Genomic DNA, 3,348 nt, shown 5'->3' on the forward strand with positions numbered 1-3,348 from the left:
ATTGAATCCGCGCGGATCAAAAACAAGTTTTGAGTCAGAAATACCCTTAGTAGTATGATAATGAGATTGGTGGGGGTTGTCAAGGGGTTTTTCTATGAGCTACTTGGCTTCCTGTTTTCAAATCATAGTTCGTTTACTTGACCTAGTATCCAGGAGTCTTTAAACTGAACCCTATATAGTGCTAAAAATGATAGGAAACCTAAGCGGGACAGTCGATGAAATTTGCAGCGATCACATAGTTCTGAATGTGAACGATGTTGGCTATATAGTGTACCTTTCAGCCAAAACCTTAAATGCATGTTCCATCGGAAGTAGAGTAAAGTTACTTATCGAAACTTACGCAAATAGCAGAGAAAACACTGCTCAGCTATACGGCTTCACAAGCAAAGAAGAACAGCAGAGTCTACGTTTACTAGTTAAAGTAAGTGGCGTTAGCTACAAAACCGCAATGTCAATTTTGAGTAAATTAACCCCAGAGCAGCTATTTCTGGCAATTATGAATGAGGATAAAGTGGCACTCAAAATGAGTGGACTTGGCCTGAAACTCATAAATCGAATTATCACTGAACTGAGTGGCAAAGTGAGTAAATTAGGAATAAATAACAACAACTTTCATCCAATCAAAGAGGATGCCGTTTCAGCTTTGATCAATCTTGGGTACGAAAAAATGAAAGCTTACGATACAATAAAAAAAATACAAGACAAGTCGCCAAACCTGGACACTGAGGAGATTATTTTTGCGGCGCTTAAGGAGCTTTCAACGCTATGAAATCAATATCATGCGGTAAAGAATATGCTGAAGATGTACGCAACTTAAATATCAGGCCCGAGCGACTTGATGATTTTATTGGGCAAAAAGACTTAATACAAAATTTAAAAGTGTTTATAAGCGCCGCACAGACGAGAACTGAAGCTTTAGATCATGTATTACTCTATGGTCCTCCAGGACTTGGCAAAACAACTTTAGCACAAATCGTTTCTAAAGAATTAAGGGTTAGCTTTCGCGTAACTTCCGGCCCACTACTTAGCAAAGCTGGAGATTTAGCTGCTGTGCTCACTACTTTAAACGCAAAAGATGTTCTATTTATCGACGAAATCCATAGATTAAATCGCAGCATTGAAGAAGTTTTATACACTGCTATGGAAGATTTTTGTTTGGACATATTAGTAGGTGAGGGCTCATCTACTCGAACTTTAAGGATAGACTTACCACCATTTACACTGATTGGAGCAACAACACGGCTTGGACTGCTTTCTGCACCACTGAGGGATCGTTTTGGCATTCCTTTGCATCTTGAGTTTTATTCTTTCGAGGAACTGGTTGATATTATAAAAAGAGGCGCAAGAGTTCTTTCCGCCGAAATCAAAGAGGATGCTGTGCAGGAAATCGCCTGCCGTGCGCGTGGCACTCCAAGGATTGCTTTGAGGCTACTCAGAAGAATAAGGGATTTTGTTGAAGCACAAGATGATAAACAAATTACCTATGAAATTGCTGACTCTGCACTATCAAAATTGGGCATAGATAAAATGGGGTTAAACAAATTAGATATGGACTATTTGAGATTTTTATTCAACACTTCAGGACCTGTTGGCATTGACACTATATCTATCGCGCTATCTGAGGATGTTGGCAATATTAAAGAAACAGTAGAACCTTATTTAATCAAAATTAGTTTTGTAAAGCGCACACCAAGAGGACGCATTTTAACTGATCAGGCAAAGGGATATTTGGGCTCTCAATACTAAAATCGCAATTAAATATTGCCTAACCAGAATAGTGCTATATACTAATATTTATTATTAACAATAATGGAGGCATGTATGTTAAATAGTAATGAAACTGTATCTTTGATCGTTGATCAAAATATTGCTGCTGGTAACGTATATGGGTCGATACCGAGTAAGGATAAACGTAGGTACGTCACTCTTGATGATGAAGAAACATGGAAGAAGTTCTTTGTAGATCAGAACAGCCCTTCTACTAATATTACTAATAAAGTAACAGTGAAACCTCATGTTCATAAGAATAGCGATGGTATGTATAGATATACTGCTGAGGAGACCAAATATTATGGTCGGGAAATTGTAGGCAAAGCTGCTAAACAAATTGAAGAAGAGATATTTAAAAATATTGATGCAAAGCTTATAAAATTAAGAGAAACTAAAAATATAGATAACAGTGTTAAGCCTGTTATAAGAGTTGTGCTGAACGATTATACAAAAGAAGTAAATATGTATAGTATTCTCAGTGGTAATATGTGCAAAAAATACGATGTGAAGACAGTTACGTTGCTACTACCTGACCAAAAAACAAGGGGGGTACGTTGCCAAATTGATAAGGATGGGGTAAGAATTTATGAAGTGGCTAATGGTTCATATCAAACGACTCTAAAATGGTACGTTGAAGGAAAAGAATGTAATATTAAAATTAATATTCATGATAACGGTTCTGTAGAACTTGTTGAAGGTAATGGCATAACTGAAGAACAGTTACTTGCACATAAAGAGGTAAAGGTAGGAAGGCAATACGAAGCAAAATCTTTACATGAAGCATTAGCATCACAATTGCCACAAACACAATTACAACAAAGCTCTGAAGAAGTAAATTTTTTGGAGCAGCTTTCAACAAATGTAGAAGACTTGAGCGGCGCATCACAAAAGCATCAAGCTCCTGCTGCTCAAATGAGTAAGTAAGAAAAAACAAAAGTAATAATTAGTATAAGTTGCTTGCACCTGCAAGTAACTTATACTCTTATAATGAGCAACATAATACTACCAAGAAATTTCTACGAGCGGCCAACTTTAACTGTAGCTGGGGAGTTATTGGGAAAAGTCCTTAAATTTTCTAATTTTAGTGGAATAATAACTGAAGTTGAAGCCTATATAGGGATGGATGACCCAGCTTGTCACGCAGCACGAGGCTACACTGATCGAACCTCAGTGATGTTTGGCACGCCAGGGTTTTCATACGTGTATTTTATATATGGAATGTATTACTGTTTAAATATTGTGACAGAAACAGAAGGGTTCCCAGCCGCAGTGTTAATAAGGGGATTGAAGCTCATTGAACCGCTTGAGGCAAATCTAGGTGGACCAGGAATTTTATGCAAAAGGTTGAATATTACCAAAGAACATAACAAACGAGACCTCACCATAAGCCACGAATTTTGTGTATATGAATCTCACCTCAAGCTGGATTATGTTTGCACCCCAAGAATCGGAATCAGTAAAGGTAAAGAGAAATTTTGGCGATTCAAGACGGAAATGTGCAAAAAAAAACGCATTTTTTAAATCAATTTATTACTGTCCGTAGTGATGGTAAAAGCCTCCACCTTCTATAGCTAACTC

The 3,348-nt window shown here is 37.3% G+C and carries 4 protein-coding genes; all 4 read left to right on the top strand.

What is annotated here, in order from left to right; translation table 11 throughout:
* Positions 1 to 187: 187 nt before the first annotated feature.
* Positions 188 to 769 carry a Holliday junction branch migration protein RuvA gene (gene ruvA, locus HET73_RS06580; protein ID WP_174133054.1) on the top strand — a complete coding sequence of 194 codons (582 nt, stop codon included), beginning with the start codon at positions 188 to 190 and terminating at the stop codon, positions 767 to 769.
* Positions 766 to 1,746 carry a Holliday junction branch migration DNA helicase RuvB gene (ruvB, locus tag HET73_RS06585; RefSeq protein WP_174134229.1) on the top strand — a complete coding sequence of 327 codons (981 nt, stop codon included), beginning with the start codon at positions 766 to 768 and terminating at the stop codon, positions 1,744 to 1,746. The genes ruvA and ruvB overlap by 4 nt, the downstream gene beginning before the upstream one ends.
* A gap of 75 nt (positions 1,747 to 1,821) precedes the next feature.
* Complete coding sequence (locus HET73_RS06590) at positions 1,822 to 2,694, top strand: hypothetical protein (RefSeq protein ID WP_246210253.1); 873 nt, start codon at positions 1,822 to 1,824, stop codon at positions 2,692 to 2,694.
* A gap of 63 nt (positions 2,695 to 2,757) precedes the next feature.
* Complete coding sequence (locus tag HET73_RS06595; RefSeq protein ID WP_174133057.1) at positions 2,758 to 3,291, top strand: DNA-3-methyladenine glycosylase; 534 nt, start codon at positions 2,758 to 2,760, stop codon at positions 3,289 to 3,291.
* The last annotated feature ends 57 nt before the right edge of the window (positions 3,292 to 3,348 follow it).

This window comes from Wolbachia endosymbiont of Atemnus politus (assembly GCF_013309895.1).

Bases quoted from the DNA above. Each gene is read 5' to 3' on its own strand.
- ruvB (WP_174134229.1), top strand. From the start codon at position 766: ATGAAATCAATATCATGCGGTAAAGAATATGCTGAAGATGTACGCAAC.
- HET73_RS06595 (WP_174133057.1), top strand. From the start codon at position 2,758: ATGAGCAACATAATACTACCAAGAAATTTCTACGAGCGGCCAACTTTA.
- HET73_RS06590 (WP_246210253.1), top strand. From the start codon at position 1,822: ATGTTAAATAGTAATGAAACTGTATCTTTGATCGTTGATCAAAATATT.
- ruvA (WP_174133054.1), top strand. From the start codon at position 188: ATGATAGGAAACCTAAGCGGGACAGTCGATGAAATTTGCAGCGATCAC.